The 24,186-nt window shown below is 68.9% G+C and carries 21 protein-coding genes; 11 read left to right on the forward strand and 10 right to left on the reverse strand.

Annotated features, from left to right (window positions below; genetic code table 11):
- Positions 1-130 precede the first annotated feature (130 nt).
- The 3 genes from dsbD to G539_RS25630 all read left to right on the forward strand — a co-directional run bounded on the left by dsbD (position 131) and on the right by G539_RS25630 (position 3,516).
- Positions 131-2,014: a protein-disulfide reductase DsbD gene (gene dsbD, locus G539_RS0120515; protein ID WP_029076868.1), complete on the forward strand. Its 1,884-nt coding sequence runs from the start codon at positions 131-133 to the stop codon at positions 2,012-2,014.
- Positions 2,015-2,047: 33 nt separating this feature from the next.
- Positions 2,048-2,680 carry a DsbA family protein gene (locus G539_RS0120520; protein ID WP_029076869.1) on the forward strand — a complete coding sequence of 211 codons (633 nt, stop codon included), beginning with the start codon at positions 2,048-2,050 and terminating at the stop codon, positions 2,678-2,680.
- Positions 2,681-2,751: 71 nt separating this feature from the next.
- Positions 2,752-3,516 carry a L,D-transpeptidase gene (locus G539_RS25630; protein ID WP_156912084.1) on the forward strand — a complete coding sequence of 255 codons (765 nt, stop codon included), beginning with the start codon at positions 2,752-2,754 and terminating at the stop codon, positions 3,514-3,516.
- Here G539_RS25630 and G539_RS25635 read toward each other — a convergent pair.
- From G539_RS25635 to G539_RS0120545, 4 genes are all read right to left on the reverse strand, one after another.
- A complete protein-coding gene (locus G539_RS25635; RefSeq protein WP_051231845.1) occupies positions 3,513-3,800 on the reverse strand; it encodes a hypothetical protein in 288 nt (95 codons plus the stop codon). The two genes, G539_RS25630 and G539_RS25635, sit on opposite strands and share 4 nt — an antisense overlap.
- 5 nt (positions 3,801-3,805) lie before the next feature.
- Positions 3,806-5,029 carry a zinc metallochaperone GTPase ZigA gene (gene zigA, locus G539_RS0120535; RefSeq protein ID WP_035832197.1) on the reverse strand — a complete coding sequence of 408 codons (1,224 nt, stop codon included), beginning with the start codon at positions 5,027-5,029 and terminating at the stop codon, positions 3,806-3,808.
- A 66-nt stretch (positions 5,030-5,095) separates the two neighbouring features.
- Positions 5,096-5,827, reverse strand: coding sequence for a DUF4198 domain-containing protein (locus G539_RS0120540; protein WP_029076871.1), 732 nt, complete (start codon positions 5,825-5,827; stop codon positions 5,096-5,098).
- Positions 5,828-6,039: 212 nt separating this feature from the next.
- Positions 6,040-6,693, reverse strand: a complete 654-nt coding sequence (locus G539_RS0120545; protein ID WP_029076872.1) for an outer membrane protein — start codon at positions 6,691-6,693, stop codon at positions 6,040-6,042.
- A 591-nt stretch (positions 6,694-7,284) separates the two neighbouring features.
- Between G539_RS0120545 and G539_RS0120550 the strand changes: the two genes are divergently transcribed.
- From G539_RS0120550 to G539_RS0120565, 4 genes are read left to right on the forward strand one after another with little or no spacing between them, the layout of a single operon-like run.
- Entirely contained in the window at positions 7,285-8,259 is a 975-nt protein-coding gene (locus G539_RS0120550) for an NAD-dependent epimerase/dehydratase family protein (RefSeq protein WP_029076873.1), read from the forward strand.
- Positions 8,259-9,350: a glycosyltransferase family 4 protein gene (locus G539_RS0120555; protein ID WP_029076874.1), complete on the forward strand. Its 1,092-nt coding sequence runs from the start codon at positions 8,259-8,261 to the stop codon at positions 9,348-9,350. The genes G539_RS0120550 and G539_RS0120555 overlap by 1 nt, the downstream gene beginning before the upstream one ends.
- Positions 9,347-10,654: a lipopolysaccharide biosynthesis protein gene (locus tag G539_RS0120560; protein ID WP_029076875.1), complete on the forward strand. Its 1,308-nt coding sequence runs from the start codon at positions 9,347-9,349 to the stop codon at positions 10,652-10,654. Before G539_RS0120555 ends, G539_RS0120560 begins: the two co-directional genes overlap by 4 nt.
- Positions 10,651-11,769, forward strand: a complete 1,119-nt coding sequence (locus tag G539_RS0120565) for a glycosyltransferase family 4 protein (RefSeq protein ID WP_029076876.1) — start codon at positions 10,651-10,653, stop codon at positions 11,767-11,769. The genes G539_RS0120560 and G539_RS0120565 overlap by 4 nt, the downstream gene beginning before the upstream one ends.
- Here the strand turns inward: G539_RS0120565 and G539_RS25640 are convergent.
- Positions 11,763-12,476 carry a sugar transferase gene (locus G539_RS25640; RefSeq protein WP_210162840.1) on the reverse strand — a complete coding sequence of 238 codons (714 nt, stop codon included), beginning with the start codon at positions 12,474-12,476 and terminating at the stop codon, positions 11,763-11,765. The two genes, G539_RS0120565 and G539_RS25640, sit on opposite strands and share 7 nt — an antisense overlap.
- A gap of 111 nt (positions 12,477-12,587) precedes the next feature.
- Between G539_RS25640 and G539_RS0120575 the strand changes: the two genes are divergently transcribed.
- Entirely contained in the window at positions 12,588-12,767 is a 180-nt protein-coding gene (locus G539_RS0120575) for a hypothetical protein (RefSeq protein WP_156912085.1), read from the forward strand.
- Between the two features lie 374 nt (positions 12,768-13,141).
- Here the strand turns inward: G539_RS0120575 and G539_RS0120580 are convergent, their stop codons facing one another.
- Positions 13,142-13,771: a TetR family transcriptional regulator gene (locus G539_RS0120580; RefSeq protein WP_029076878.1), complete on the reverse strand. Its 630-nt coding sequence runs from the start codon at positions 13,769-13,771 to the stop codon at positions 13,142-13,144.
- A gap of 88 nt (positions 13,772-13,859) precedes the next feature.
- Here G539_RS0120580 and G539_RS25645 point away from each other — a divergent pair, with 88 nt between their 5' ends.
- Both G539_RS25645 and G539_RS0120590 read left to right on the forward strand, forming a co-directional pair.
- Complete coding sequence (locus G539_RS25645; RefSeq protein ID WP_051231852.1) at positions 13,860-15,023, forward strand: efflux RND transporter periplasmic adaptor subunit; 1,164 nt, start codon at positions 13,860-13,862, stop codon at positions 15,021-15,023.
- On the forward strand, positions 15,020-18,163 hold the full coding sequence (locus G539_RS0120590; protein WP_029076879.1) for an efflux RND transporter permease subunit: 3,144 nt from the start codon (positions 15,020-15,022) through the stop codon (positions 18,161-18,163). Before G539_RS25645 ends, G539_RS0120590 begins: the two co-directional genes overlap by 4 nt.
- A gap of 85 nt (positions 18,164-18,248) precedes the next feature.
- Here G539_RS0120590 and G539_RS0120595 read toward each other — a convergent pair whose 3' ends face one another.
- Together G539_RS0120595 and G539_RS0120600 are read right to left on the reverse strand one after the other, a co-directional pair.
- The gene (locus G539_RS0120595) at positions 18,249-19,778 is read right to left on the reverse strand and encodes a glycosyltransferase (protein WP_029076880.1); all 1,530 of its coding nucleotides are present in this window, start codon (positions 19,776-19,778) and stop codon (positions 18,249-18,251) included.
- Positions 19,779-19,854: 76 nt separating this feature from the next.
- Entirely contained in the window at positions 19,855-20,901 is a 1,047-nt protein-coding gene (locus G539_RS0120600; protein ID WP_029076881.1) for a LacI family DNA-binding transcriptional regulator, read from the reverse strand.
- Between the two features lie 272 nt (positions 20,902-21,173).
- Between G539_RS0120600 and G539_RS0120605 the strand changes: the two genes are divergently transcribed.
- Positions 21,174-22,199, forward strand: coding sequence for an aldo/keto reductase (locus G539_RS0120605; protein ID WP_029076882.1), 1,026 nt, complete (start codon positions 21,174-21,176; stop codon positions 22,197-22,199).
- Between the two features lie 62 nt (positions 22,200-22,261).
- Here the strand turns inward: G539_RS0120605 and G539_RS0120610 are convergent, their stop codons facing one another.
- Both G539_RS0120610 and G539_RS25650 read right to left on the reverse strand, forming a co-directional pair.
- Positions 22,262-23,011: an SDR family NAD(P)-dependent oxidoreductase gene (locus G539_RS0120610; RefSeq protein ID WP_029076883.1), complete on the reverse strand. Its 750-nt coding sequence runs from the start codon at positions 23,009-23,011 to the stop codon at positions 22,262-22,264.
- Between the two features lie 104 nt (positions 23,012-23,115).
- Entirely contained in the window at positions 23,116-24,117 is a 1,002-nt protein-coding gene (locus G539_RS25650) for a substrate-binding domain-containing protein (protein WP_084640148.1), read from the reverse strand.
- Positions 24,118-24,186 lie beyond the last annotated feature (69 nt).

The following is a 24,186-nucleotide window of genomic DNA, read 5'->3' on the forward strand; positions in this document are numbered from 1 at the left end:
GTCTCCTTTGTGCCTCATCCAGCTGGTTTAGCTTAAGGCTGCCTTAAGCTGGAATGCGGATGGACAAGGAATGTCAAAAACGAAAGCCCCCGGATCCCCGCGATCATCCGCCCTCCGCCGCGCCGCGTCGATGCGCCTCGCCACGGTCGCGGCCCTGCTGCTGGCCGGCTTCCTCGCCCTGCTCGGCCCGGCGCCGGCGAAGGCCGGGATGCCGCCGCCGGCCGACGCCGTCTTCCAGCTCGAGGCGAGCCGCGCCGACAATGGCGACCTGAAGCTCGACTGGACGATCATCGGCGGCAACTACCTCTATCGCGACAAGATCGCCGTGCTCGACGCCGGCGGCAACGCGATCGCCGTCACGACGCCGGCCGGCGAAATGAAGGACGATCCGAATTTCGGCCCCACCGAGGTCTATCACGAGCGAGCTAGCGCCCGGATCGCCGCCGCCGCGCTCGGCGCCGCCGGCCCGCTCGCGCTGACATACCAGGGCTGCGCCGACGAGGGCATCTGCTACCCGCCGACCCGCAAGACGATCGATCCCCAGACGCTGGCGATCCGCGACACCGGGTCCGGCTTCGGCCTCTCGTCGCCGAAGATCGATTTCGCCGCCCTCGACACCGGCGACACGTCCACCCCGGCGGCGACGCCGGCGCGCATCCCCGCCCCCGAGGTCGCCGAGCCCGTCGCGGCGCCGGCTTCGGCGAGCGACGCGGCCCCGCTCCCGGCCGCCGCCGGGGCCGGAACCGGCGCGCTGCTCGCCGGCAACCCGGTCGTGATGCTCGCCGCCTTTCTCGGCTTCGGCCTGCTGCTCGCGCTGACGCCCTGCGTCTTCCCGATGATCCCGATCCTGACCGGCATCATCGCGCGGTCGGGCGGCACGGCCTCGGCGCGGCGCGGCTTCGCCCTGTCGCTCGCCTATGTGCTCGCCATGGCGGCCGCCTATGGCCTGCTCGGCGTCGTCGCGTCCTGGTCGGGCCAGAACCTGCAGGCGGCGTTGCAGACGCCGCTGGCGCTCGGGCTGATGAGCCTCGTGCTGGTGGCGCTCGCGCTCTCCATGTTCGGCCTCTTCGATCTGCAGGCCCCGGCTGCGCTCACGCGCCTCATCCCGGCCGGCACCGGCGGATCGCTGGCGGGCGCGGCGGTGCTCGGCTTCGGCTCGGCGCTGATCGTCGGCCCCTGCGTCACGCCGCCGCTCGCCGCGGCCCTGCTCTATGTCTCGCAAACCGGTGACGTCGCGCGCGGCGCCGGCGCGCTGTTCGCGCTCGGGCTCGGCATGGGCCTGCCGCTGATCGCCGTCGGCACGTTCGGCGCCGGCATCCTGCCGCGCTCGGGGCCGTGGCTCGGCCAGGTCAAGGCGCTGTTCGGCGTCGTCTTCCTCGGCCTCGCCATCGAGATGGCCGGCCGCGTGCTGCCGGGCCCGCTGACGCTGGCGCTCTGGGCCCTGCTGGCGATCGGCACCGGCGTGGCGCTGACGGCGTCGCGCGGCGGCAGCCAGCGGCCGCTCGTCGACCATCCGCGCCGGACGATCGGCTTCGCCGCGCTCGTCTATGGCGTGGTGCTGATCATCGGCGCCAGCGCCGGCAGCGACGATCCGCTGCGCCCGCTCGCCTTCCTGAGCGGAACGGCGGCGCCCACGGCGACGCCCTACCAGACGGCGACGCGCGTCGCCTCGCCGGCCGCCTTCGACAGCGCGCTTTCCGCCGCGCGCGCGCAGGGCCGGCCGGTGCTCGTCTCGTTCACCGCCGACTGGTGCACGGTCTGCAAGAGCAACGAGCGCACCGTGCTGCGCGACCCCGCGATCTCCGCCCGCCTCGAGCGCGCCTCGATCGTGGTCGCCGACGTCACGGAGACCAATGCGGAGACCGAGGCGCTGATGCGGCGCTTCGACGTCGTCGGCCCGCCGACGCTGCTCCTCATCGATCCGGACAGCGGCCGCGAGATCGACGGCACGCGCAGCATCGGCACGATTGCCACAGCGGCCTTTGAAAAGACTCTGCGGGCGGCCGGCATCTGAACATCGCCACAAACCCCGTTATAAGGAGGCCCCATGATCAAACGTCGTAACTTTCTCGCCCTCGGGGCCGCCACCCTGATCGCCGCGCCATTGGCCGCCCCGTTGCTGGCCGATGCCGCGCGCGCGCAGTCGGTCGATGTCGAGGCGATCCTGAACGATCCCGAGGCGCCGGTCGGCGGCAATCCGAAGGGCGACGTCACCATCGTCGCCTATCTCGACTACAACTGCATCTACTGCAAGAAGTCGGCCCCCGACCTGGAGCGCCTGGTCAAGGAGGATGGCAAGATCCGGCTCGTCTACAAGGACTGGCCGATCCTTTCTGAATCCTCCGTCGTCGCCGCGCAGCTCGCCATCGGCACCAAGTTCCAGGGCGCCTATGAGAAGGCGCACAAGGCGCTGATGGGCATTTCCGGCCGCCAGGCCGACCAGGATGCCATCCTGAAGGCGCTGAAGGATGCCGGCGTCGACATGAAGCGCCTGCAGGCCGACCTCGACAAGCACGGCCCGAAGATTTCCGCGCTGCTCCAGCGCAACCTCGCCCAGGCCGATTCGCTGGGCCTGACCGGCACGCCGACCTACCTGGTCGGGCCGTTCCGGACCGGTACGCTCGACTATGCCGGCTTCAAGCAGGTCGTCGCCGACGCCCGCGACCGCCAGGCCAACTAGCAACCCGCCAAGCCACCACGCCAAGCCACGACGCCAAGCCACCCATGCCAACCCTGACAGAAAGAAGCGCCATGCCGCTCTCCACCCAGCCGCCCCGCATGGCGCGCCGACTGACCGTCCCCGCCCTGCTCACGCTGCTGCCGCTGATGGCGGCCTGCGCGACGACGGGTCCGGTCGCCGAGCAGCCGCGCCTCGACCCGGCCGCCGTCAGCCGCTATGCGGCGATCGAGGACGACAAGTTCCCGATCCCCGCCGTCGACCTCAATCGCATGAAGCCGCAATACATGCGCAAGGTCGTCCCGGATCCGACCGGCGAGCAGCCCGGCACGATCGTCGTCGACCCGCAGAACCGCTACCTCTACCTGGTCCAGGAAGGCGGCCAGGCGATGCGCTACGGCGTCGGCGTCGGCAAGGCCGGCCTCGAGTTCACCGGCAACGCGACGGTGCAGTACAAGCGGCAATGGCCGCGCTGGACGCCGACGCAGGACATGATCAAGCGCGATCCCGAGACCAACCAGAAATGGGCGAACGGCATGGAGGGCGGCCCGCAGAACCCGCTCGGCGCCCGCGCGCTCTACCTGTTCAACAACGGCCAGGACACGCTCTACCGCATCCACGGCACCAACCAGCCCTGGTCGATCGGCCAGGCGGTTTCGTCCGGCTGTATCCGCATGATGAACCAGGACATCGTCGACCTCTATAACCGCGTGCCGTCGGGCTCGAAGGTGGTCGTGCTCGGCAGCGGCGGCGGCGGCGATCGCGACTATGCCCCGGACTACGGCTCCGACTATCGCGGCGACCGGATGGCCGGCCGCCTGCCGCCGGAGAGCATCTAGCCCGGCTCCGGAGGCCGGGCGCGCCAGACGGAGACGATCTCGGCCTCCGTCAGCTCCGCCATCGGCTTGTGCAGCGCGAGGCGGAACGGCGCCGCGCCCGCCGGCACGACCAGGATCACGGTCTCGCGCGGCGCGCAGCCGGGGCGCGTGCAGGCGAGTTCCTGCACCAGCACCTCGGCCGCCGCATCGAGACCGAGCGCGACGCGCGTCCAGTCCTTGATCCGCGACGCCGCCTCGGCGCGGCCCGCCCTGTCGCGCGGCGCGAACGGATTGCGAAAACGCATCGCCGTCAGGCCGCCCTGCCCCAGCGCGGGAACGGATCCGGCAGCGAACGATGCGCGTCGATGTCGAAGCGGGCCGGATCGGAGACACCGACGAGGCACAAATCGAGCGCCGCGCGGATCGACGCCTCGTCCATTCCCGTGCCGATGAAGACCAGCTCCTGCCGTCGGTCGCCGAACACCGGCGCCCAGTTCGACCGGAGCCGCGCCGTCCATTCGGCGTCGTCCGGCCAGCGCTCGCGCGGCACGGCCGCCCACCAGAATCCCATCGGCCCGGTCCTGCAGACGGCCCCGGCGAGGCTCATCTCGCCGACCCATTCGGGTCGCGTCGCCAGCCAAAAAAACCCCTTCGCCCGGATGAGGCCCGGCCACGCCTGGTCGAGGAACGCCTGAAATCGGGCGGGGTGAAACGGCCTCCGCGCGCGGTAGACGAAGCTCGCAACGCCATATTCCTCCGTCTCCGGCACATGGTCGCGAAACCCGTTCAGCTCCTTGAACCAGAGCGGATGCTCCTCCGCCTTGTCCGGATCGAACAGGCCCGTCCCCATCACGGCGTCGATCGGCACGCGGCCGAAGGCGGCGAAATGGATGCGCGCGTCCGGGTTGAGCGCCTTGACGATGCGGGCGACGAGATTGCGCTGCTCCATCGTGACGTCGTCGGCCTTGTTGACGACGACGACGTCGGCGAACTCGATCTGCTCGACCAGAAGGTCGACCAGCGTGCGGGCATCGCCCTCGCCGGCGGCCTCGCCGCGATCGCGCAGGAAATCGCGGCTCGAATAATCCTTCAGCAGATTCACGGCGTCGACGACCGTGACCATGGTGTCGATACGGGCGATGTCGGCGAGCGAGGCGCCGTCCTCGTCGCGGAAATCGAAGGTCGCCGCGATCGGCAGCGGCTCGGCGATGCCCGTCCCCTCGATCAGCAGGTAGTCGAAGCGCCCGGCTTCGGCCAGTTGCCGCACCTCGGCGAGCAGGTCGTCGCGCAGCGTGCAGCAGATGCAGCCATTCGACATCTCGACCAGCCGCTCCTCGGTACGCGACAGGCCGGCGTCGCCATCGCGCACAAGCGCCGCGTCGATGTTCACCTCGCTCATGTCGTTGACGATGACGGCGACGCGGCGGCCCTCGCGATTGCCAAGGATGTGGTTCAGCAGCGTGGTCTTGCCGGCGCCGAGAAAGCCGGAAAGCACGGTGACGGGCAGGCGATTGTCGCGATCAATGGGGGGCATCAAAGCTTCCGTTTTCGGGCAGAGGTAAATATGCGGCCGGGGATTCCCCGCCCCGGCCGCGCGGCTTCAATGCTCGTGGTGCGGCTCGTTGACGAAGGAGAGCGTCGCGAAATGGCTCGCCTTGTCGGCATCGCGCGTGTCGGCGAGCAGCACGGAATGCGAGACCGCGACGACATTGAGTCCCTGGTTCCTCACCAGCACCTCGGCGACGCCGTCGGCGCCCGTCTTGCCCAGCGTCGCCTCCGAGGCGTTGACGTAGTCCGGGGTGATGGCGGCGTCCGGCAGCGGCTTGCCGTCAAAGAGAACACGCACCTTGAGCAGCGCGCCGGGGGCGAGCTCGGTCGGGTTTGAAAGCGGCACGATCTGCAGCTTCTGCGCCGGCAGTTCCGGCAGCACGTCGCCATGCAGGTGCAGGATGGTGAGGTTGTGCTTCCAGTTGTCGCCGGCCTCGGTAGCGCCCGGGACCTCGCGCTTCGGCTTGTTCACCCACTTGCCGTCCGGGTCCTTGGAATAGATGCCGTTGGCGAAGTCGACGAGCAGGATCGCCGCCCCGTCATCCGCCTCGATCACCGCGCCGCGCTCGCGGGCGACAGCCTTCGCCGCCACCGGCTTGCCGGCCTTGTCGATGGCGGTCACCGTCTTGACCTTGGCCGGATCATAGGCGCCGTCCTCGGCGCCGTGGCCATAGACGATGCCGGTCTCGCCCCAGCGCTCGGCGGTCCAGATGCCATGCGCCGCGGCGGTGGCGACGCCGGCGAGAAGGATGGCCGGGGCGAGGAGAAGAGGTCGGATCCGCATCGAATGCTCCATATGTTATGTTATAACATAACATTCATAGGAGGCGATTCGACCGCTGGCAAGCCCGCGCGCCGACGCCGCTCGGCGATATCCCGGCCAAAACGAAGAAGGCCGCCACGAGGCGGCCCGGAACGGGCGACGAGGCAGTGTCGCCCCGAAACGAAAAAGGCGGCCCGATGGGCCGCCTTTCCGTATCCGATCGCTCGGAAGGATCAGAACTTGTAGTTCAGACCAGCCTTGATGACGTGGGTCGACAGGTCCGCATTGATGGCGCCGTCGAAGTAGTCCTCGTTGCCGAGGTCGACGTAGTTGTACTCGACCAGGCCGGTGATGTTCTGCGTGAAGGCGTACTCGGCGCCGGCGCCGAGGGTCCAGCCGACATGCCACTTCGAGTCGTCCGCGCCGACGAGGTAGTCATCGACCTTCGACTGGCCGTAGGCGACACCGCCCTTGCCGTAGAGCAGGAAGTTGTCGACGGCGTAACCGACGCGAGCGGTCGTGGTGCCGAGCCAGTCGAGCTTGGCCTCGGCGTCGAACGCGTCGTCCGAGAACTTGGCCGAGGTGTAGGCGAAGTCGGTCTGCGCGCCGATCACCAGGCTGTCGAACTGCCAGTTGTAGCCGGCCTGCACGCCACCGATGAAGCCGGTGGTGGTGTCGCTGAACGTGGCAGCACCGTAATTCAGCTCGCCATCGACGATGGCGGCGCCGGCGTGCACGCCGAGGTAGAAGCCGGTCCAGTTGAAGGCCGGGGCGGCCTCGACGACCGGGGCGGGGGCGGGCTCGTAGGTCAGGTCGGCGGCCTGGGCGGCAGCGCCCAGAGCGAGCAGCGAAGCAGACGCAAGAACAGAAACGCGAAGGAAGTTCATTGGGGGGCTCCTTTAGTAACGTGAGTTAGGTATATCACATGCCGTCCGAATTGCTGTTGCGACCGAGACACAGGCAGAGCTTGAATCCGGCGGACCCGGCCGGAATGGCGGCGCCGCGCCATCTCGGGTCTCCCAAATCCCGAAAACATCAGGGTTTTGCCATTTTCCCGCCATTTTCCATCCCGCTCCAGCCGGAATTGGCGCCCTTCTCAGACCAGAGGCAACCACGGTCGGTGCATGGCCGAGATGCTGCGACTTCCCTTTGGTAAAGTAAGACATCCGACTTAACTCTGCGGAACCCTATCTTTCCGGCGACCCAAGCCGCCGCCCGATCAACCGGAACCGCCGGGATCCGCCAAAGCCGCCGTCGGCCCGGGGTTCCGCCTCGCCCGCGCCAACCCGCAATGGTTGCAGGAATCGATGATGCTCGCATGGAATGCCACCGCGCTTCATGCTAGGAAAACGCAGAGAGAAAGCGGATGCCGGTTCCAGGCGGCGCGCGACCCGAGGCGGGAGCCCGGGGCGATGCGGCGGGAACGGAATGGATAGCCAGGCCGGGGATCCGGCCGCACGAGCCTCCGGGGGGAGCTCATGGCAAGCCATCGCAGCCGGATTCTGGTCACGGGTGGCGCCGGCTTCGTCGGCCGACCGCTTGTACGCCGCCTCGCCGCCCGGCACGACGTCGTCGTTCTCGACACGCTCCAGCGTGGCACGGATCGCCTTTCGCCGGCCGACCTGGCGCATATCGAGCTGGTCGAGGGCGACATCCGCGACGCGACCACCGTCGCCCGCGCGATGTCGCGCGCCGCGCCCGAAATCATCATCCATCTCGCCGCCCTGCATTTCATTCCCGAATGCGAGCGCGATCCGGCGACGACGATCGCCGTCAACCTCCTCGGCACCGTCAACCTGCTTTGCGCCGCTCCTGTCGGCTGCCGCTTCGTGCTCGCCAGCAGCGCCGCCGTCTACCGTCCCGACGAACGACCGCATGTCGAGGACACCTCCGCGCTGGAGCCGGCCGACATCTACGGGCTGACCAAGCTCCATGCCGAGCAGCACCTCGCCCATTTCGCCCGGTCGCGCGGCCTCGCCGGCCTCGCGGTGCGCCTGTTCAACGTCATCGGCCCCGGCGAGACCAATCCGCACCTCCTGCCCGCGATCATCGGGCAATTGCGCGCCGGCCGTCGCCGCATCGAGCTCGGCAATCTCTGGCCGAAGCGCGATTATCTGCATGTCGAGGATGCCGCGGCCGGCTTCGCCGCGCTGGCGCTCGGCGGCGCCGTCCCGGCCGGCGACTTCCTGCCCGTCAATCTCGGCAGCGCGCGGTCCCATTCGGTGGCCGAGATCGTGGCGCGGCTCGGCGCACTCTGCGGCCTCGATTGCGAGATCATCCCGGACGCCGGCCGGATGCGGCCGGTCGATCGCCCGTTTCTCGCCGCCGACATCGGTCGCATCGGCCGGGAGTTCGGCTGGCGCCCGGCGCGAAGCCTCGACGACGCACTGCGCGACCTCTGGGCCAGGCCGGATTTCAGCCCGCGCCTCGCCGCGACGATCGGGGCAGGCTGATGCGCGTCGTCCTCCTGACCGAGCTCTACCCGCCCAGCATCGGCGGTCAGGAACTGTTCTTCGCCGGCCTCGGCGCGGCGCTGCGCGATCGCGGCCATGCCGTCGAGGTGCTCTGCATCGGCCATGCCGCCGGCCTCGCGCCGGACGAGACCATCGATGACATCCGCATCCGTCGCCATCCGATCGCGCCGGCCTACCGGACGCCGCCCTTCGCCTGGATGCGGCGACGCTGGGACGTCATGCTGCGTTACGCGCTCTGGACCCGCCAGGCGCTCGCTGCCGCCGCGCCGGACCTGGTCGTCCTCAACCAGTGGCCGCTGCTGCACGCCGCCCTCCTGCCGCGCCGATTGCGTCGCCGCGCCATGCTGCATTGGTGCGAGGTGCGGACCGACCCGTTCCACAGCGCGATCCAGCGCTTCCTGCCACGTGCCGTGGCCCGGAATGCCGGCGTCAGCGGCGCCGTCGCGACCGCGATCAGCACCGCCTCCGGACGACCTTTCGTCGTGCTCCCGAGCGGACTGGAGCTTTCCCGATACCGCACCGATCCGACGAGGCCGCGCGACGGGATCCTCGCCCTTGGCCGGATCGCCGCGCACAAGAACCTGCCACTGCTCGTCGCGGCCTTCGAGCAGCTCCAAGCGCGCGGCTATGCCGGGCGGTTGCGGATCGCCGGCGACGGACCGGCGATGGAAGCGCTCCGCGACCGGATCGCCGCCTCACCCGCCCGCGCCGACATCGACCTCCTCGGCGCCGTCACCGATGCCCGGAAGCTCGACCTGCTCGCCACCAGCGCCCTGCTGCTGCTGACCAGCCGGCGCGAGGGGTTTCCGCGCGTCGTCGCCGAGGCGATGGCGAGCGGCCTCCCCGTCGTCACCAGCGACGATCCCGGCAATGGAACCCGCGACATCGTCGTCGCCGCCGGCTGCGGGATCGTCGCGTCGGCCGATCCGGCGGCGCTCGCCATCGCGGCGGAACGGGCGATCGCCGAGCACGCGCGCTACGCCGAAGCCGGCCTGCGCTACGCCGCCGGTCTCGACTGGTCGGCGATCGCCGCCACGCTGGAGCGCCGGTTCGGCGCGGCGCCGCCATGAGGCCGGCCCCGCTGCCGGACGGCATCGTCGCCGGCGCCGACCCCGACCGCCCCCGCCTGCTCCGGCACGCGCTCTTCACGCCGGCCGCCAATCTCTCGATCCGCGCCGCCGGCCTCGGCATGCGCTTCCTCCTCGTCCTCTATCTCGCGCGTGCGCTCGGCCTCGACGCGCTCGGCCGCTTCGGGCTGATCCAGGGCGCCGCCGCGATCGCGCCGGTGGCGCTCGGCTGGGGCGTCACCTATTTCCTCGGCCGCGAGGTCGTCGGCCAGCCGCTAGCGAAGGCGGGTCGCCTGCTGCGCGACCGCCTGGTCCTCACCGTGGCGAGCCTGCTCGCGGCCGGCGCGATCGGCGCGATGCTCGTCCAGGCCGGCCTGCTGACGCCGCCGGCCGCGCCGCTTCTCGTCGCGGCGATCCTGCTGATGGAGGCGATCGCCTTCGATTCGCATGTCGCGCTGATCGGCATGGGCCGGCCGCTCGCCGCCAATCTGCTGCTGTTCCTCCGCGGCGGCGCCTGGGTGTTGCCGGCGATCGGCCTCGGCCTGCTCGCGCCGGCCCTGCGCAGCCTCGACGTCGTGCTCGCCTGCTGGACCGCGGCGCTGGCCGTCAACCTGGCGGCGCTGCTGCCGGTGTTACGTGGCACCGTCGCCGGTTCGCCGGTGGATCTCGGCTGGATCGCCGCCCGCCTGCGCGGCGGCTTTCTGATCTACCTGAACGACCTCGCCCTGGTCGGCATGGCCTATCTCGACCGCTACATCCTCGACGACCGCGCCGGCGCCGCGGCGACCGGCGTGTTCGTGCTGCACTGGGCGATCGCCAACGCGCTGCACGTCCTCGTCTCGGCCTCGATCGTGCAGGTCTCGCTGCCGGGCCTCGTCCTCGCCCGGCGCGACGGCGGCATGGCAGCCTGGCGACGGGCCTTGCGGCGCATGGCCGCCCGCGTCCTCGCCACGGCGCTCGGCCTGGCGCTCCTCCTGTACGCCGCGGCGCTGCTCGTCCTGCCGGCCCTGCTCGGCGCCGCCGCGCCCGTCGATGGCCGCCTGCTGGCGCTGATGCTCGCCGCCATGCTGGTCCGCCTCGTCGCCGACGCGCTCAACTACGGGCTCTACAGCCTCGGACGCGACCGGGCGCTGGCGCGGATCAATCTCGGCGCCGCCCTCGCCTCGGCCCCGCTCGGGCTGGCGCTGATCGCGGCCTGGGGCCTTGTCGGCGCGGCTTTCTCCATGCTGGCGACGGCGACCCTGCTACTCGCCCTGCGCGCGACGGCGCTCCGCCCCGACCTCGCCCGGCCCGAGCCCGTTCCATGAGCCCGCCCCGCATCCTGCAGATCCTCCCGGACGGCAGCGCCGGCGGCGGCGCCACCGCCGTGCTCGGCCTCTGCGAGGATCTGATGCGCTCCGGCGCCTTCGAGCCGACGCTGCTGACGCAGCCGGGATCGCCTGTCGCCGCCAGCGCGGCGGCGGCCGGAATCCCGGTCGCCACGCTCGACTTCTTCACCGCCCGGCTCGACCCGCGCCTGCCCGTCCGCTTGCGCCGGCTGATCGCGCGGATCCGACCCGACCTCGTCCACGCCCACGGCGCCCGCGCGGCGCTTCCGCTGGCGATGCCGGGGCTACAGCCTGTCGGGCCGCTCGCCTACACCGTGCACGGCTACCACCATGCTAACAAGACGCTACCATGGCGCTGGCTCGGACGAGCGGCGGAGCGGCGCATCGCGCGGCGGGCCGATGCCGTGATCTTCGTCTCGGAAGGCGACCGCGCCCGCGCCGACCGCGAGGCCATCCTCCCCCGCGACGATGCCAGGGGCCGGGTCATCCCGAACGGCATCGACCCCGCCGATTTCGTCGCGCTTCCCCCGGCCGAAGCGCGCTTCGACCTGATCTTCGCCGGCCGGGCGCATCCGCAGAAGAACCCGCTCCTCCTGGTCGAGATCATGGAAAGGCTCGCCGGCTCGGGCCTGACGCTGCTGATGATTAGCGGCGGCCCCCTGGAAACGGCGCTTGAGGCCCGGATCGCCAAGAGCCCGGCGCGCGCCGCCATCACCCATGTCGGCGCGCGGCCGCGACGCGACATCCTCGCCGCCTTCCGCGCCGCGCGGCTTCTCGTCATGCCATCGCTCTGGGAAGGACTGCCGATCACGCCGCTCGAGGCGCTGCATCTCGGCCTGCCAATACTCGCCTCGAATGTCGACGGCACGAGCGAACTCCTGACCGACGGGGTCGATGCCTGCCTGATTGACGGCTTCTCGGCCGACCGATACGCGGCGGCGATCCGAGAATTGCTCGGCGACCCGCCGCGCCTCGCCCGACTCGCCGCCAATGGCCGCCGGCTCGTCGCCACGCGCCATCTGCGCCAACTCAACGCCGAGGCCCACGCGGCGCTCTATCGCCGCCTGCTCGCCGCGCGGCCGGACGCTCAGTAGGCGCCGGTTCCGACCAGCACCACGGGAATGGTTAGCGCGAGGATCACGAGGTCGCCCTTGAGGCTGATGTCGCGGGCGTAATCGGCATCGAGCCGCAGACGCGTCTGATACTTCGTGCTCGAACGACCGGACACCTGCCAGAGGCCGGTCATGCCGGGCCGGCAGAGATAATAGGCCTCGAACAGACGATCGCCCCGCCCGGCCTCCTCGATGAACTCGCGCTCGACGCGCGGCCGCGGGCCGACCAGGCTCATCTCGCCGCGCAGCACGTTCAGCAGCTGCGGGAGTTCATCCAGGCTGAAGCGGCGCAGGAAGCGGCCGATCGGCGTGACGCGCGGATCCCGCTCGATCTTGAAGCAGCGGCAATAGCGCGCCAGGGCGTCACGATCGCCTTCGAACTGCGCTTCCAGCACCGCGTCGGCGCCGGGTACCATCGTCCTGAACTTGTACATCCGGAACACGCGGCCGCCGACGCCGCGCCGCGGCGCCATGTAGAAGACGGGACCGCCGCCGCTCGCTATCATCAACGCGATCAGCCCGCCGACCGGCAGCATCAGGATGAGAAGGGCGGCCGCCAGGACCACGTCGATGCCGCGCTTGAGCGGGTAGCCACGCGGCGCCGCGATGAGGGTCGCGCCGCCCGCCGGGTCGGCCACGCCACGCCGGCCGGCATCCTGGTCCAGAACGCGGATTGACGATGATCTCATCATGCGCCCCCCCCTGCACAGAGATGAATTGACATGGCCCCCGACCAGCGTCTGATTGTCTGCGGCGTCTGAAGTTCCGTCCGAATCGCTCTTTCAACCGGAATGCGCGTGATGACCGTCGACAAGCCGGCCCTCGGGCAGAAATCCTCGGAGCGGCGCAGCCTCGAGGTCGAGCGGGACGATGCCGGCCTGATGCGCAGGGCGCTCCTGCGCACCGCCGTCTATGCCGGCCTGATCACGCTCAGCATCATGCTCTGGTGGATCATCGCCCGCGCGGTCCTCGGCGGCTAGCCCGGCCATCGCAACCTGGAATTGCCGATCCGACCTCGCGCCCGGACCGTCCGCGCGCCTCGGGGGGCCGAGCCGCCCTTCCTCGAAACGATCACGACCTGGCAATTCGCGCGCCAATCACGAAACGCCCCGGCACTTCGCAAGTCTCGGCAAAGACGAAGACATTCCTCCCCCGGCGATTCGTGAAGAACAGCCAGAATTGGCGGACCATCCCTCCGGCAAATCGACTTCCCGGCGCAAGTCAACCGGGATCTACAGGAAGACCTTCATACCTTTGGCCAGCGATATTTTGAAATTCTAAATATCTCGTATGTTACGTTACGTCAAGATGGCGGATAGCACGCCAAACGTGCAATGCCCCGCTCCGATCGCGGTCAGGCGCCAGCCGCCGCCTCGCGGACACGGAAGCTCCCGACCAGGCTGCGCAAGCCCGCCCGCAGCGCCTCCGCCACCTCGGCGTCGAAATCATAGCGCAGCCAGTTGTGCAGCATGCCGGACATGAAGCACTCCAGCGTGGTCGCGGCCGACTTGACGCTCCAGTCCGGCGCCAGCTGCTTCGCCGCGGCCGCCGCCTCGAACGCGTTCTGGAAGTTGGTCGCCATGCGCTCGTGCAGGTCGCTTTGCCATTCGAGCGCATCCTGCATCTCGCCGACATACTCGCAGCGCGTCACGATGATCCGGTAGACTTGGCGGGTATGCGCCTCGGCGGCGAACAGCTCGATGACGTCGAGCGCCCAGTCGAGCACGCCCTGCAGCGGGTCGACCGCTCCCAGGAGGCTGCGCGTGAGCACGGTCTGGTGCAGGCCGTGCACCCGCTCGATCATCGCGGAGAACAGCTCCTGCTTGTTGGCGAAATGCCAATAGATCGCGCCCCGCGTCACGCCCGCTTCGGTGGCGATGCGATCGAGCGAGGCACGCGAGACACCGATATCGAGAAAGACGGTTTCGGCGGCATCCAGGATGCGTTGCCGAGTTTCCTCAGATTCCGATTTTGTGCGCCGCATGGCAGGAGCTCCCTTTACATACAACACTGTCTGTATATATGTTGTGCTGCAATAGGTCCAGTCTCCAGTCATTTTGCGGTGCAATATTATGCGATTGCCCTTCGTCGTCCGTTCCTCCCTATCCGCGCTCCTCGTCGGCGTCAGCCTCGTCGCCCTTCCGGTGGCCGCGTCCGCCCAGGCTCCTGCCGCGCCGCCGCCGCCAAGCGTCGAGGTGATGACGATGGCAGCTCGCGAAGTGCCGCTGAGCTTCACCTATGCCGGGCGGATTTCCGCGTTCCGCGAGGTCCAGGTCCGGGCCCAGGTCGGCGGCATCCTGCAGGAGCGCGCCTATGTCGAGGGCGCTCGCGTCAACGCCGGTGACGTGCTGTTCCGAGTCGATCCGACCACCTATGAGGCCGAGGTCGCCAAGGCCAAGGCCCAGGTACAGACGGCCGAGGCGCAACTCGCCCAGGCCACCCGCGACCAGACCCGCGCGGTCGAGCTCTACGAGCGCAAGGTCGGCTCGGCCAAGAGCCGCGACGACGCCGTCTCGGCGGTCGAACTCGCCGAAGCGGCGGTCGCCGCCGCCAAGGCGCAGCTCAAATCCGCGCAGATCAACCTCGACTACGCCACCGTCCGCGCGCCGATCGACGGCGTCACCAGCCTCGACGTCGTGCCGGAAGGCAGCCTCGTCGGCGTCGGCAGCGCCGACAGCCTGCTGACGACGATCACCCAGCTCGATCCGGTCTATGTGAACTTCTCCGTCGCCGACGCCAGCGCCTCGGCGATGCGCCAGATCGCCGGTGGCGAAAAGGCCAACAGCGACGTCAAGCTGACGGCCAGCCTCACCTTCGGCGACGGCACCAAATACGACCGGACGGGCGAGATCGACTTCACCTCGGCCAGCATCGACGTGCAGACCGGCACGATCCGATCGCGCGCCGTCTTCAACAATCCGGACTTCGCGCTGATCCCCGGCCAGTTCGTCCGCGTCACCATCACCGGCATGAAGCTTGATTCCGCCATCGTCGTGCCCGAGATCGCCGTGATGCAGGGCCCGCAGGGCAAGTTCGTCTACACGGTCGACGAGCAGAATGTCGCCGCGATCACGCCGGTGACGCTCGGCCAGGCCGTCGAGGGCGGCTGGGTCGTGCTCGACGGCCTGAAGTCCGGCGACCAGATCGTCACCTCCGGCGTCATCAAGGTGCGCTCAGGCGCCCCGGTCGCGCCCAGCAAGGCGACGGCACAGAACGAGCAGGCGCAGCCGAAATGAACCGCTTTTTCGTCGACAGGCCGGTCTTCGCGGCCGTCATCTCGATCGTCATCGTGCTGGCGGGCCTCCTCGCCATGCGCGCGCTGCCGATCGCCCAATATCCCGAACTGACGCCGCCGCAGGTGGTGGTCACCGCCACCTATCCCGGCGCCAGCGCGGAAGTGCTGACGCAGACCGTCGCCGCGCCGCTCGAAGAGCAGATCAACGGCGTCGAGGACATGCTCTACATGCAGTCGATCAACTCGGGCTCCGGCTCGACGCGATTGATCGTCACCTTCGCCACCGGGACGGACGCCGACCAGGCGACCATCAACGTCAACAACCGCGTGCAGCGCGCCGTGTCGTCGCTGCCGACGGAAGTGCAGCGCCTCGGCGTCACCGTCAACAAGCAGTCGAGCTCGATCCTCGCGGTCGTGGCACTGACCTCCGACAACCCGCAATATGATTCCGTCTATCTCGCCAATTACGCGCTGCTGAACGTCATCGACGAGCTGAAGCGCACGCCGGGCGTCGGCGAGGCCAATCTGTTCAGCCGCGAGAACTACGCGATGCGCGTCTGGCTCCGGCCGGACAAGCTGGCGCAGTTCGGCCTGACGACCGACGACGTCGCCACCGCCATTCGCGAGCAGAACCAGCAATACGCGGCCGGCCGCGTCGGCGATCCGCCGACCGCGGGCGAGCTCGTCTTCTCCTACGCCGTCACGACCGATGGCCGCCTGCCCGACCCCGAGGCGTTCGGCAACATCATCCTGCGCTCCGATCCGAACGGCGCGACGCTGCGCCTGCGCGACGTCGCGCGGATCGATCTCGGCGCCCAGGACTATGGCTTCCGCGCCATCCTCAACGGCCAGCCGACCGTCCCGATCGGCATCTATCTCCAGCCCGGCGCCAACGCGCTCAACACGATCGAGCTGGTCAAGGCCAAGCTGGACGAAATCGCCACCCGGATGCCGGAAGGCGTCAGCTACTCGATCCCCTACGACACGACGCTGTTCGTCGACCAGTCAATCCACGAGGTGGTCAAGACCTTCATCGAGGCGCTGATCCTCGTCGTCATCGTCGTCTTCCTGTTCCTGCAGAACTGGCGGGCGACGCTGATTCCGTTGATCGCGGTGCCGGTCTCGATCCTCGGAACCTTCGCCGGCATGTATCTGCTCGGCTTCTCGATCAACCTGCTGACGCTGTTCGGCCTGGTGCTGGCGATCGGCATCGTCGTCGACGACGCCATCGTCGTGCTCGAGAACGTCGAACGCATCATGTCGACGGAGAAGCTGCCGCCGCGCGAGGCGACCATCAAGGCGATGAGCGAAGTGACGGGCCCCGTCATCGCCATCGTGCTGGTGCTCGTCTCGGTGTTCGTGCCGGTCGCCTTCATGGGCGGCCTGGCCGGCGAGATGTACCGGCAGTTCGCCATCACCATCGCCGTGTCGGTGACCATCTCCGGCATCGTCGCGCTGACGCTGACCCCGGCGCTCTGCGCGTCGATCCTGAAGCCGGGCCATCACGAGCCCTGGGCGCCCTTCCGCTGGTTCAACCGCGCCTTCGACAAGATCACGGACGGCTACGCCGCCGGCGTCCGCTTCTTCCTGAAGCGCGCCTTCGTCGCGATCGCCCTGTTCGCGGTCCTGATCGGCGCCACCGTCCATCTCGCCAACAAGATCCCCGGCGCGCTTGTGCCCGACGAGGATCAGGGCGTGCTGATGGTCGTCGGCATCCTGCCGCCCGCCGCCGCGCTGACGCGCACCAACGACGTCATGTCGGCGGTGAACGACAACGTCTCGAAGCTGCCCGGCGTCGAAAGCGTGCTCGCCTTCTCGGGCTTCGACCTGCTGGCTGGCTCGCAGTCGCCCAGCGCCGGCGCCGGCTTCATCAAGCTGAAGGACTGGTCCGAGCGCAAGTCGCCGGAACTCGACGCCCGCGCCATGCCCGGCCAGATCATGGGCATCAACGCCGGCATCCAGGACGGCATGGTGCTCGCCTTCAACCCGCCGCCGATCCAGGGCCTCAGCACCACCGGCGGCTTCGAGCTCTACGTCCAGGATCGTGGCGGCTCGGGCACCGAAAAGCTGGCCGCCGCCACCCAGGCGCTGATCGACGCCGCGGCGAAGCGGCCCGAACTCGCCGGTGTCCGCACCACGCTGTCGACCAACGTGCCGCAGTACAAGTTCAACGTCGACCGCGACAAGGCCAAGGCGCTCGGCGTGCCGCTGACCTCGATCTTCGCCACGATGCAGTCGACCTTCGGCAGCCTCTACGTCAACGACTTCACGCTCTATGGCCGTAATTTCCAGGTCAAGCTGCAGTCGGAGGCGAACTTCCGCGAGAAGCCGGACGATCTGCGGCAGGTCTTCGTCCGCGCCGAAAGCGGCAACATGATCCCGATGGACACGCTCGTCACCGTCGAGCGCATCATCGGCCCCGACCTGCTGGAGCGGTTCAACAACTTCCCGGCCGCCAAGGTGATGGGCAACCCCGCTCCCGGCTATTCGTCGGGCCAGGCGCTTACCGCCATCCGCGAGGTCGCGGCGGAGGTCCTGCCGGCCGACTACACGGTCGCCTGGACCGGTTCGGCCTACCAGGAAATCGCCACCGGCGGCACGGGCTCGCAGGCGCTGATCTTCGGCATCATCATGGTGTTCCTGATCCTCGCCGCCCAGTATGAGCGCTGGTCGCTGCCCTTCGCCGTCATCCTGGCGGTGCCGTTCGCCCTGTTCGGCGCGTTCCTGGCCATCTGGCTGCGCGGGCTGAGCAACGACGTGTACTTCCAGATCGGCCTGGTGACGCTGATCGGCCTCGCCGCGAAGAACGCGATCCTGATCGTCGAGTTCGCGGTGATCAAGCGCGAGGAAGGGATGAGCGCCTTCGACGCGGCGCTGGAGGCGGCGCGGCTGCGCTTCCGTCCGATCGTCATGACCTCGCTCGCCTTCATCCTGGGCGTGGTGCCGCTGGCGATCTCGACCGGCGCCGGTTCGGCCAGCCGCCACTCGATCGGCACGGGCGTGATCGGCGGCATGCTGGCGGCGACCTTCATCGCCATCTTCTTCATCCCGCTGTTCTACAAGCTGATCGGCGGCGGCAAGGACAAGAAGGTGGCGACACCGGCTGGCCCGGCGGTCGAGGCCAAGCACGAGCCGGCCTGATCCGCCGCTTCGGAAGCCAGACAAAAGCCCGGGCGATGCCGACGCATCGCCCGGGCTTCTTCATTTCAGGCCACCGCGAAGGGCCTCACCAGGGGACGTGCTGGATCTCAAGCCGGGGAAGACCGACCGGCCGCACCCCGACGTCCCGCGCCAGGGCCCCGAAGCCCTCGGTCTCGACAAGGTTCTCATAGGGCATCTCGGGGAAGCGGAGCCCGCCGCGATGCAGCGCCGCGTCGACCAGCAGCATGGTGCCGCCAACCGCATCGAGGGCGACGGCGTCGCAATGCGTGAAATCGCTGAGATAGAGCCGATCCGGACCGTCGAGCCGGGGCTGGTGCAGCCCGTCGCGCATGGCCCGATAGTAGCGATAGTCGTCGCGGTGACAGGCGACGAAGCTGTTCAGATCGAAGCTCCGCCCGCCCGGCACGATCACGCAGTTCGGCACGACGATGCGATGGCCGGTGGCGCGCAGGCGGGACACGATGTCCGGCGCGAACCGCCAGACATCGATGTCGACCCAGAGCGCCCAGTCGTCCGTCTCGTCGACGGCGGAGTCGATCAGGTGGTTGCGCACCCTCGCCAGCGCCGAACGGCGCCGCCGCTGCAGTCCCGGCAGCGCCCGCGCCGAGCGATCGATCTCGAGCCGGATGTGCTTCTGCGTCAGCACGACGTCGCGATAATGGGGGCGAAGCCTCTCCGCCGCCGCCTGGATCCGTTGCCAGCTGCCGTCCTGGCTGTCGCCCTCGCAGAAGGCGAGCTTGATGCGATGCCTCGGATAGTCGAGCCGCGCGATCGCCTCGAGAAACGGCTCGATATGCTCCGCCGCGTCGCGCATCGGCACCAGGATCACCAGCGCGTCGCCGGTCGAGGCGGGACGCTGCACCGCGGCCCGGTCGACCCGCGCGCGCTGCGCCGCCTCCGGCACGGTCGGGCCACGGGTCAGATGGTGGCGGGTCAGATAATAGCGCCGCCGCAGGCCGTTCAGGACGCCCTGCAGCCGGCGCCGCCGCACGGTCCGGAACGGCGGTCGCACGGAGAGCCGGACCGCCGCGGCGCCGGCATCATCAGCCGAGCTCGCGAACAGGCTGGCGTCGTGCACCACGACACCAGCGGGATCGGCAAATTGCGCGACCGTCTCGTCCAGGAAGCCGCCCTCGAAGTCGTGAAGTGCCGCGACGGCCCCTTCCGCCCCCGTCAGGCGCCGCTGCGCATGCCGCCAGAACGGATGCCCCGCCGGGCCGGCCATCGTTCCCGAGAAGATCGACGCTGGAGCGCCATCGCCGCCGGCGCGATCGCGGCAGAGGACGACGCGCGTCTCCGCCAGGATCGGATCGAAGGGCGCGACGCAGGCCGAACCGTGATCCGCGAACACGCCGCCGAAATGATCGAGCAGGAAATAGCGGACCGCGCCCCGGCGCATCTCCGGCCGGCCAAGCCCGCAATAGGTCCGCAGGAAGCCCGGATAGGCGCCATCGAGGAAGGAAAGGAGATCCCGCTCGGTCCAGAGCTTGTGCGTCCAGCCCGGATTATGCTCCATCCAGCTCCGCGTCGCACTGTCCCGAATCTCCGGCGGCGCCCCAACCGGGCAGATCTGGTGCAGGACGGGCGGGATCAAGACTGGCTCCGGCGAGAGGGATTCCGTAAGGGAACACCAATAGCCAACACCTACCGCCATTGTACAGTGGCAAGCTTCACCCCGTGCGCGGGCGCGGCGCCGCCATCGAGCTGCGCAGGATGACGCTGCTGCCGAGCATGATGCGGCGGGGCGGCATGTCGAGCCCCTTCAGCCGGTCGATCAGCAGGCCCGCCGCCTGCCGGCCAACCTCGACCATGTCGCGATCGATCACCGTGATCGGCGGATAGACGAGCTCGCCGAGCAGCGCGTCGTCGGCGCCGACAAAGGAGAGATCGTCCGGGATCGACAGGCCGAGCAGGCGGACCGCCTTCAGCGCGCCGTAGAAGATGTCGCTGCCGGCGGCGAGGATCGCGGTCGGCGGGTTCGGTCCGGTCAAGAGGTCATGCGCCTCGGCGGCGCCGTGCTCGGCGCTCTGGATGCGGGCGCGGACCAGCCATTCGTCGACCGGGATGCCGGCCCGCTCCAGCGCGCGGCGGAAGCCGGTGACGCGGTCGCGGCCGGGGCGGATATTGTGCGAGGCGGTGATCAGGCCGATGCGGCGATGGCCGAGCAGCAGCAATTGCCCGACCACGGTCTCGATCGGCTGGATGTGCTCGCTGTAGACGATGTCGGCCTCGACCGGGATGTCGCGGTCGAGCACGACGACGGGCACGCCCATGCGGCGAAGCTCCTCGACCGTGCCGGTCGCCGTCTCGTCCGACAACGTGACGATCAGCCCATCCATGCGGCGCTGGCGGGCCGCCTGCAGGAACTCGATCTCGCGCGCCGGCGAGCGGTTCGACGAGAAGGCGAACAGCATGTAGCCTTCCGGCGCCAGCACGGCCTCGGCCCCCTGCGCCACGCGGGCGAAGACCTGGTTGGTCATGTCCGGGATCAGGAAGCCGATCGTCTTGGTCTGGTTGGTGCGCATGGCGCGCGCCGCGGCGTTTGGCTGGTAGCCGAGCTCGGCCATCGCCGCCTGCACGCGGGCCCGCGTCTCCGGCGCGACGCGCGGGCTGTCGCTGGCGACGCGCGACACGGTGCCGATCGAGACGCCCGCGGCCGCCGCCACTTCGTGGATGGTCGGCTGGCGCCGGCCGCCGGTCGGCATCTTGGCTGACATAACGTTTACATCCTTAACCGGATTTCGGGCGAGAAAGCCCCGCCAGACCGAGCAAGAAGCCGAGAAAAATTCCCCGCAGCCTGCCATTCATACCGCCATAAATCAAGGAAATTAGCCATGGCGCCCGGCGCGCCGGACATCCCCGGCAAAACCACCGAGATCGTGTTGACGTTTACACGACGATCCCGTTCTATGCGGGCATGGGCCTGCGGGAGGGCGCTTGATTCACGTCCCGGGTTTCGCGCCGGCGGGCCGAAGACAGGGAGATGACCATGGATCCTTTCAAGCTCCGGCAGCTCGGCCGGACCGATGTGATGCTGCCGCAGATCGGTTTCGGCGCGGCGCCGCTCGGCGAGCTGTTCACCAAGGTGACGGATGCCGACGCCGAGGCGACGCTGCAGACGGCCTGGGACGCGGGCGTGCGCTACTACGACACCGCCCCCTGGTACGGTCGCGGCCAGAGCGAGCACCGGGTCGGCCGCTTTCTCTACAAGAAACCCCGCGCCGACGCCATCCTGTCGACCAAGATCGGCCGCATCCTGCGCGCGCCGATCCAGAAGCCCGACGAGTTCGACACCGGCTTCTGGTCCGGCGGCCTGCATTTCGATCACTATTTCGACTACAGCTATGACGGCGTGATGCGCGCCTATGAGGACAGCCTGCAGCGCCTCGGCATGAACCGCATCGACACGCTGATCATCCACGACCTCGACTGGTGGCATCGCGGTTCGGAAGCCATGGTGCAGGCCGGCTTCACCCAGCTCGCCAATGGCGGCTGGCGCGCGCTCGCCGAGCTGAAGGCGGCGGGCCGCATCCGCGCCATCGGCGCCGGCATCAACGAGCTCAAGCTGATCCCGCGCTTCCTCGAGATGTTCGACATGGACTTCTTCCTGCTGGCGCTGCGCTATACGCTCGGCGAGCAGGAGACGCTGACCGAGGAACTGCCGCTCTGCGTCGAGCGCGGCGTCGGCATCATCATCGGCGGCGTGTTCTCGTCCGGCCTCTACGCCACCGGCCCGGTGCCGGGCGCGAAGTACAATTATTTCGAGCCGACGCCGGAGGTGCTGGAGAAGGCGCGGCGCGTGGCCGAGGTCTGCAAGCGCCACAACGTACCGCTGCCGGCCGCGGCCCTGCAGTTCCCGCTGCACCACCCAGCCGTCGCCTCCGTCATCCCCGGCGCCTTCAAGCCCGAGCAGGTGACGACCAATCTCGATCTGGTCCGGATGGAAATCCCGACCGACCTCTGGGCCGAGCTGAAGCATGAAGGCCTGATCCGCGCCGACGCGCCGACGCCGTAGGCGTCCGGTTCGCGGCATCCCCCTCTCCCGCTCGCGGGAGAGGGAAATCCCGGAGCCGCACCTCAATAGGTCGCGCGGCCGCCCGACAGGTCGAAGGTGGCGCCGGTGGTGAAGGAGTTTTCCTCCGACGCCAGGAAGCAGATCATCGTCGCCGCCTCGGCGAGTTCCAGCATGCGGCCGCGCGGAATCTTGCCGAGGATGTAAGCGATATGCTCGGGCGCCTGCGCCATCGCGCCCGCCGTCCTGGCGACCGCCGGCGTCACCGCGTTGACGGCGATGTTGTGGCCCGCCAGTTCCTTGCCGAGCGACTTGGTCAGCGCCAGCACGCCCGCCTTGGTGGCCGAATAGGCGACCGCGTTCGGGTTGCCTTCCTTGCCGGCGATCGAGCTCAGATTGACGATGCGGCCGTAGTTGCGCGCGATCATGTGCGGCACCACCGCGCGGCAGCAATGGAACGTTCCGGTCAGGCCGACATGCACGACGTCGCTGAAGACCTCCGGCGGATATTCCCAGGTCGGCATGTTGGGACCGACGATCGCGGCATTGTTGATCAGCACGTCGATCTGGCCGAAGGCCGCGAGCGTCTCCTCGACGCCGCGCTCGACCGAGGCGAGATCGCCGATATCGACGGTTAAGCCCGCGACCTTATCGACGCCGATCTCCGCGACGGCGCGCGCCAGCAGGGCGGCGTCGCGGTCCCAGATCGCGACCTTGCCGCCGGAGGCCAAGAGGCGCTCGACGACGGTGCGGCCGATACCCTGGGCGCCGCCGGTCACCACGGCGACGCGATCGTTGAAGTCGTATTGGATCATCCCGATGTCCCCTGCCGACGGGCCGGACGGCGCCGTGGCCAAGCTATGAAAAAGCCCGCGACGCGCCGAAGCGCGTCGCGGGCCACAAGAATAACGGCGATGGATCAGAAGTTGAATTCGCCGATGTTCGCCTTGTCGAAGGTGGTGAGATCCGCCTGCGTCTTGATCACGCTGTTCTCGCCGACGGTGACGGTGCCGAGGCCTTCGACCTCGAAGGTCGTGCCGGCTTCATTCTTGATCTTGCCATCCTTGACGCCAACCGCGAAATGGGCGGCGAGCAGGCCCTGGTTGTAGGGGCTCCAGAGCTGGAACGCCTCGACCGTGCCGTTCTCGATGAAGCGGCGCATCTGGTTCGGCGTGCCGAGGCCGACGACCTTGACCTGGTCGGCCTTCTTCGCCGTCTCGACGACCTGGGCGGCCGCCGCGACGCCGACGGTGGTCGGCGAGATGATGCCCTTCAGGTTCGGGTAGTTGGCGAGCAGGGCTTCCGTCTCGGTGGTCGACTTCTGCGGGTCGTCATCGCCATAGGCAATCGTGACCAGCTTCATCTTGGCGTATTTCGGATCCTTCTCGAGGCTGTCCTTCATCGCCGCGATCCAGACATTCTGGTCCGGCGCGTCGGTGGTGGCCGAGAGGATGGCGATCTCGCCCTCATAGCCGATCTGCTTGCCGAGCAGCTCGACCTGCGACGGGCCGGTCTTGGTGAAATCGACCGGCAGGATGGCCGCGTCGCGGTGCGTCTCGTTGCCCGGCATGTCGGAATTGACCGACAGGATGATCGTTCCCTTGGAACGGGCGCGGTCGAACACCTGGTTCAGCGCGTCGGGGCTGTTCGGCGAGATCGCGACGACGTTGACGCCGCGCTGGATCTGCGCGGTGACGAACGGGATCTGCGAGGTGGCTTCGGCCGAGGCCGGCGCCACGGTGGTGAACTCGCAGCCGAGCTTCTTGCAGCCGTCCTCGAAGCCCTTGATGATCGAATCGAAGTACGGGTTGCCCGTGTTCTTCGGGATATAGACGATCGAGACCGGATCGGCCGCCTGGGCCGCGCCGGCGAACAGCGCGGCGCCGAAGGCGGCGGCGAGCATCAGATTTCTTCTCAGCATAGTCAGTTCCTCCCAGTTGCTGACAGACGGATCCCGCTCGGCATTTCACCGCTCCCAGGGTGCGATGAA

The sequence above is a fragment of the Kaistia adipata DSM 17808 genome (genome assembly GCF_000423225.1).
Classification (GTDB): Bacteria; Pseudomonadota; Alphaproteobacteria; order Rhizobiales; family Kaistiaceae; genus Kaistia; species Kaistia adipata.

Coding starts and splice junctions, on each gene's coding strand:
- G539_RS0120540 (WP_029076871.1), bottom strand. CDS start 5,827: ATGCGGATCCGACCTCTTCTCCTCGCCCCGGCCATCCTTCTCGCCGGC.
- dsbD (WP_029076868.1), top strand. CDS start 131: ATGCGCCTCGCCACGGTCGCGGCCCTGCTGCTGGCCGGCTTCCTCGCC.
- G539_RS0120590 (WP_029076879.1), top strand. CDS start 15,020: ATGAACCGCTTTTTCGTCGACAGGCCGGTCTTCGCGGCCGTCATCTCG.
- zigA (WP_035832197.1), bottom strand. CDS start 5,029: ATGCCCCCCATTGATCGCGACAATCGCCTGCCCGTCACCGTGCTTTCC.
- G539_RS25640 (WP_210162840.1), bottom strand. CDS start 12,476: ATGAGATCATCGTCAATCCGCGTTCTGGACCAGGATGCCGGCCGGCGT.
- G539_RS0120600 (WP_029076881.1), bottom strand. CDS start 20,901: ATGTCAGCCAAGATGCCGACCGGCGGCCGGCGCCAGCCGACCATCCAC.
- G539_RS0120575 (WP_156912085.1), top strand. CDS start 12,588: ATGACCGTCGACAAGCCGGCCCTCGGGCAGAAATCCTCGGAGCGGCGC.
- G539_RS25635 (WP_051231845.1), bottom strand. CDS start 3,800: ATGCGTTTTCGCAATCCGTTCGCGCCGCGCGACAGGGCGGGCCGCGCC.
- G539_RS25630 (WP_156912084.1), top strand. CDS start 2,752: ATGCCGCTCTCCACCCAGCCGCCCCGCATGGCGCGCCGACTGACCGTC.
- G539_RS0120580 (WP_029076878.1), bottom strand. CDS start 13,771: ATGCGGCGCACAAAATCGGAATCTGAGGAAACTCGGCAACGCATCCTG.
- G539_RS0120565 (WP_029076876.1), top strand. CDS start 10,651: ATGAGCCCGCCCCGCATCCTGCAGATCCTCCCGGACGGCAGCGCCGGC.
- G539_RS0120545 (WP_029076872.1), bottom strand. CDS start 6,693: ATGAACTTCCTTCGCGTTTCTGTTCTTGCGTCTGCTTCGCTGCTCGCT.
- G539_RS0120520 (WP_029076869.1), top strand. CDS start 2,048: ATGATCAAACGTCGTAACTTTCTCGCCCTCGGGGCCGCCACCCTGATC.
- G539_RS25650 (WP_084640148.1), bottom strand. CDS start 24,117: ATGCTGAGAAGAAATCTGATGCTCGCCGCCGCCTTCGGCGCCGCGCTG.
- G539_RS25645 (WP_051231852.1), top strand. CDS start 13,860: ATGCGATTGCCCTTCGTCGTCCGTTCCTCCCTATCCGCGCTCCTCGTC.
- G539_RS0120610 (WP_029076883.1), bottom strand. CDS start 23,011: ATGATCCAATACGACTTCAACGATCGCGTCGCCGTGGTGACCGGCGGC.
- G539_RS0120555 (WP_029076874.1), top strand. CDS start 8,259: ATGCGCGTCGTCCTCCTGACCGAGCTCTACCCGCCCAGCATCGGCGGT.
- G539_RS0120550 (WP_029076873.1), top strand. CDS start 7,285: ATGGCAAGCCATCGCAGCCGGATTCTGGTCACGGGTGGCGCCGGCTTC.
- G539_RS0120560 (WP_029076875.1), top strand. CDS start 9,347: ATGAGGCCGGCCCCGCTGCCGGACGGCATCGTCGCCGGCGCCGACCCC.
- G539_RS0120605 (WP_029076882.1), top strand. CDS start 21,174: ATGGATCCTTTCAAGCTCCGGCAGCTCGGCCGGACCGATGTGATGCTG.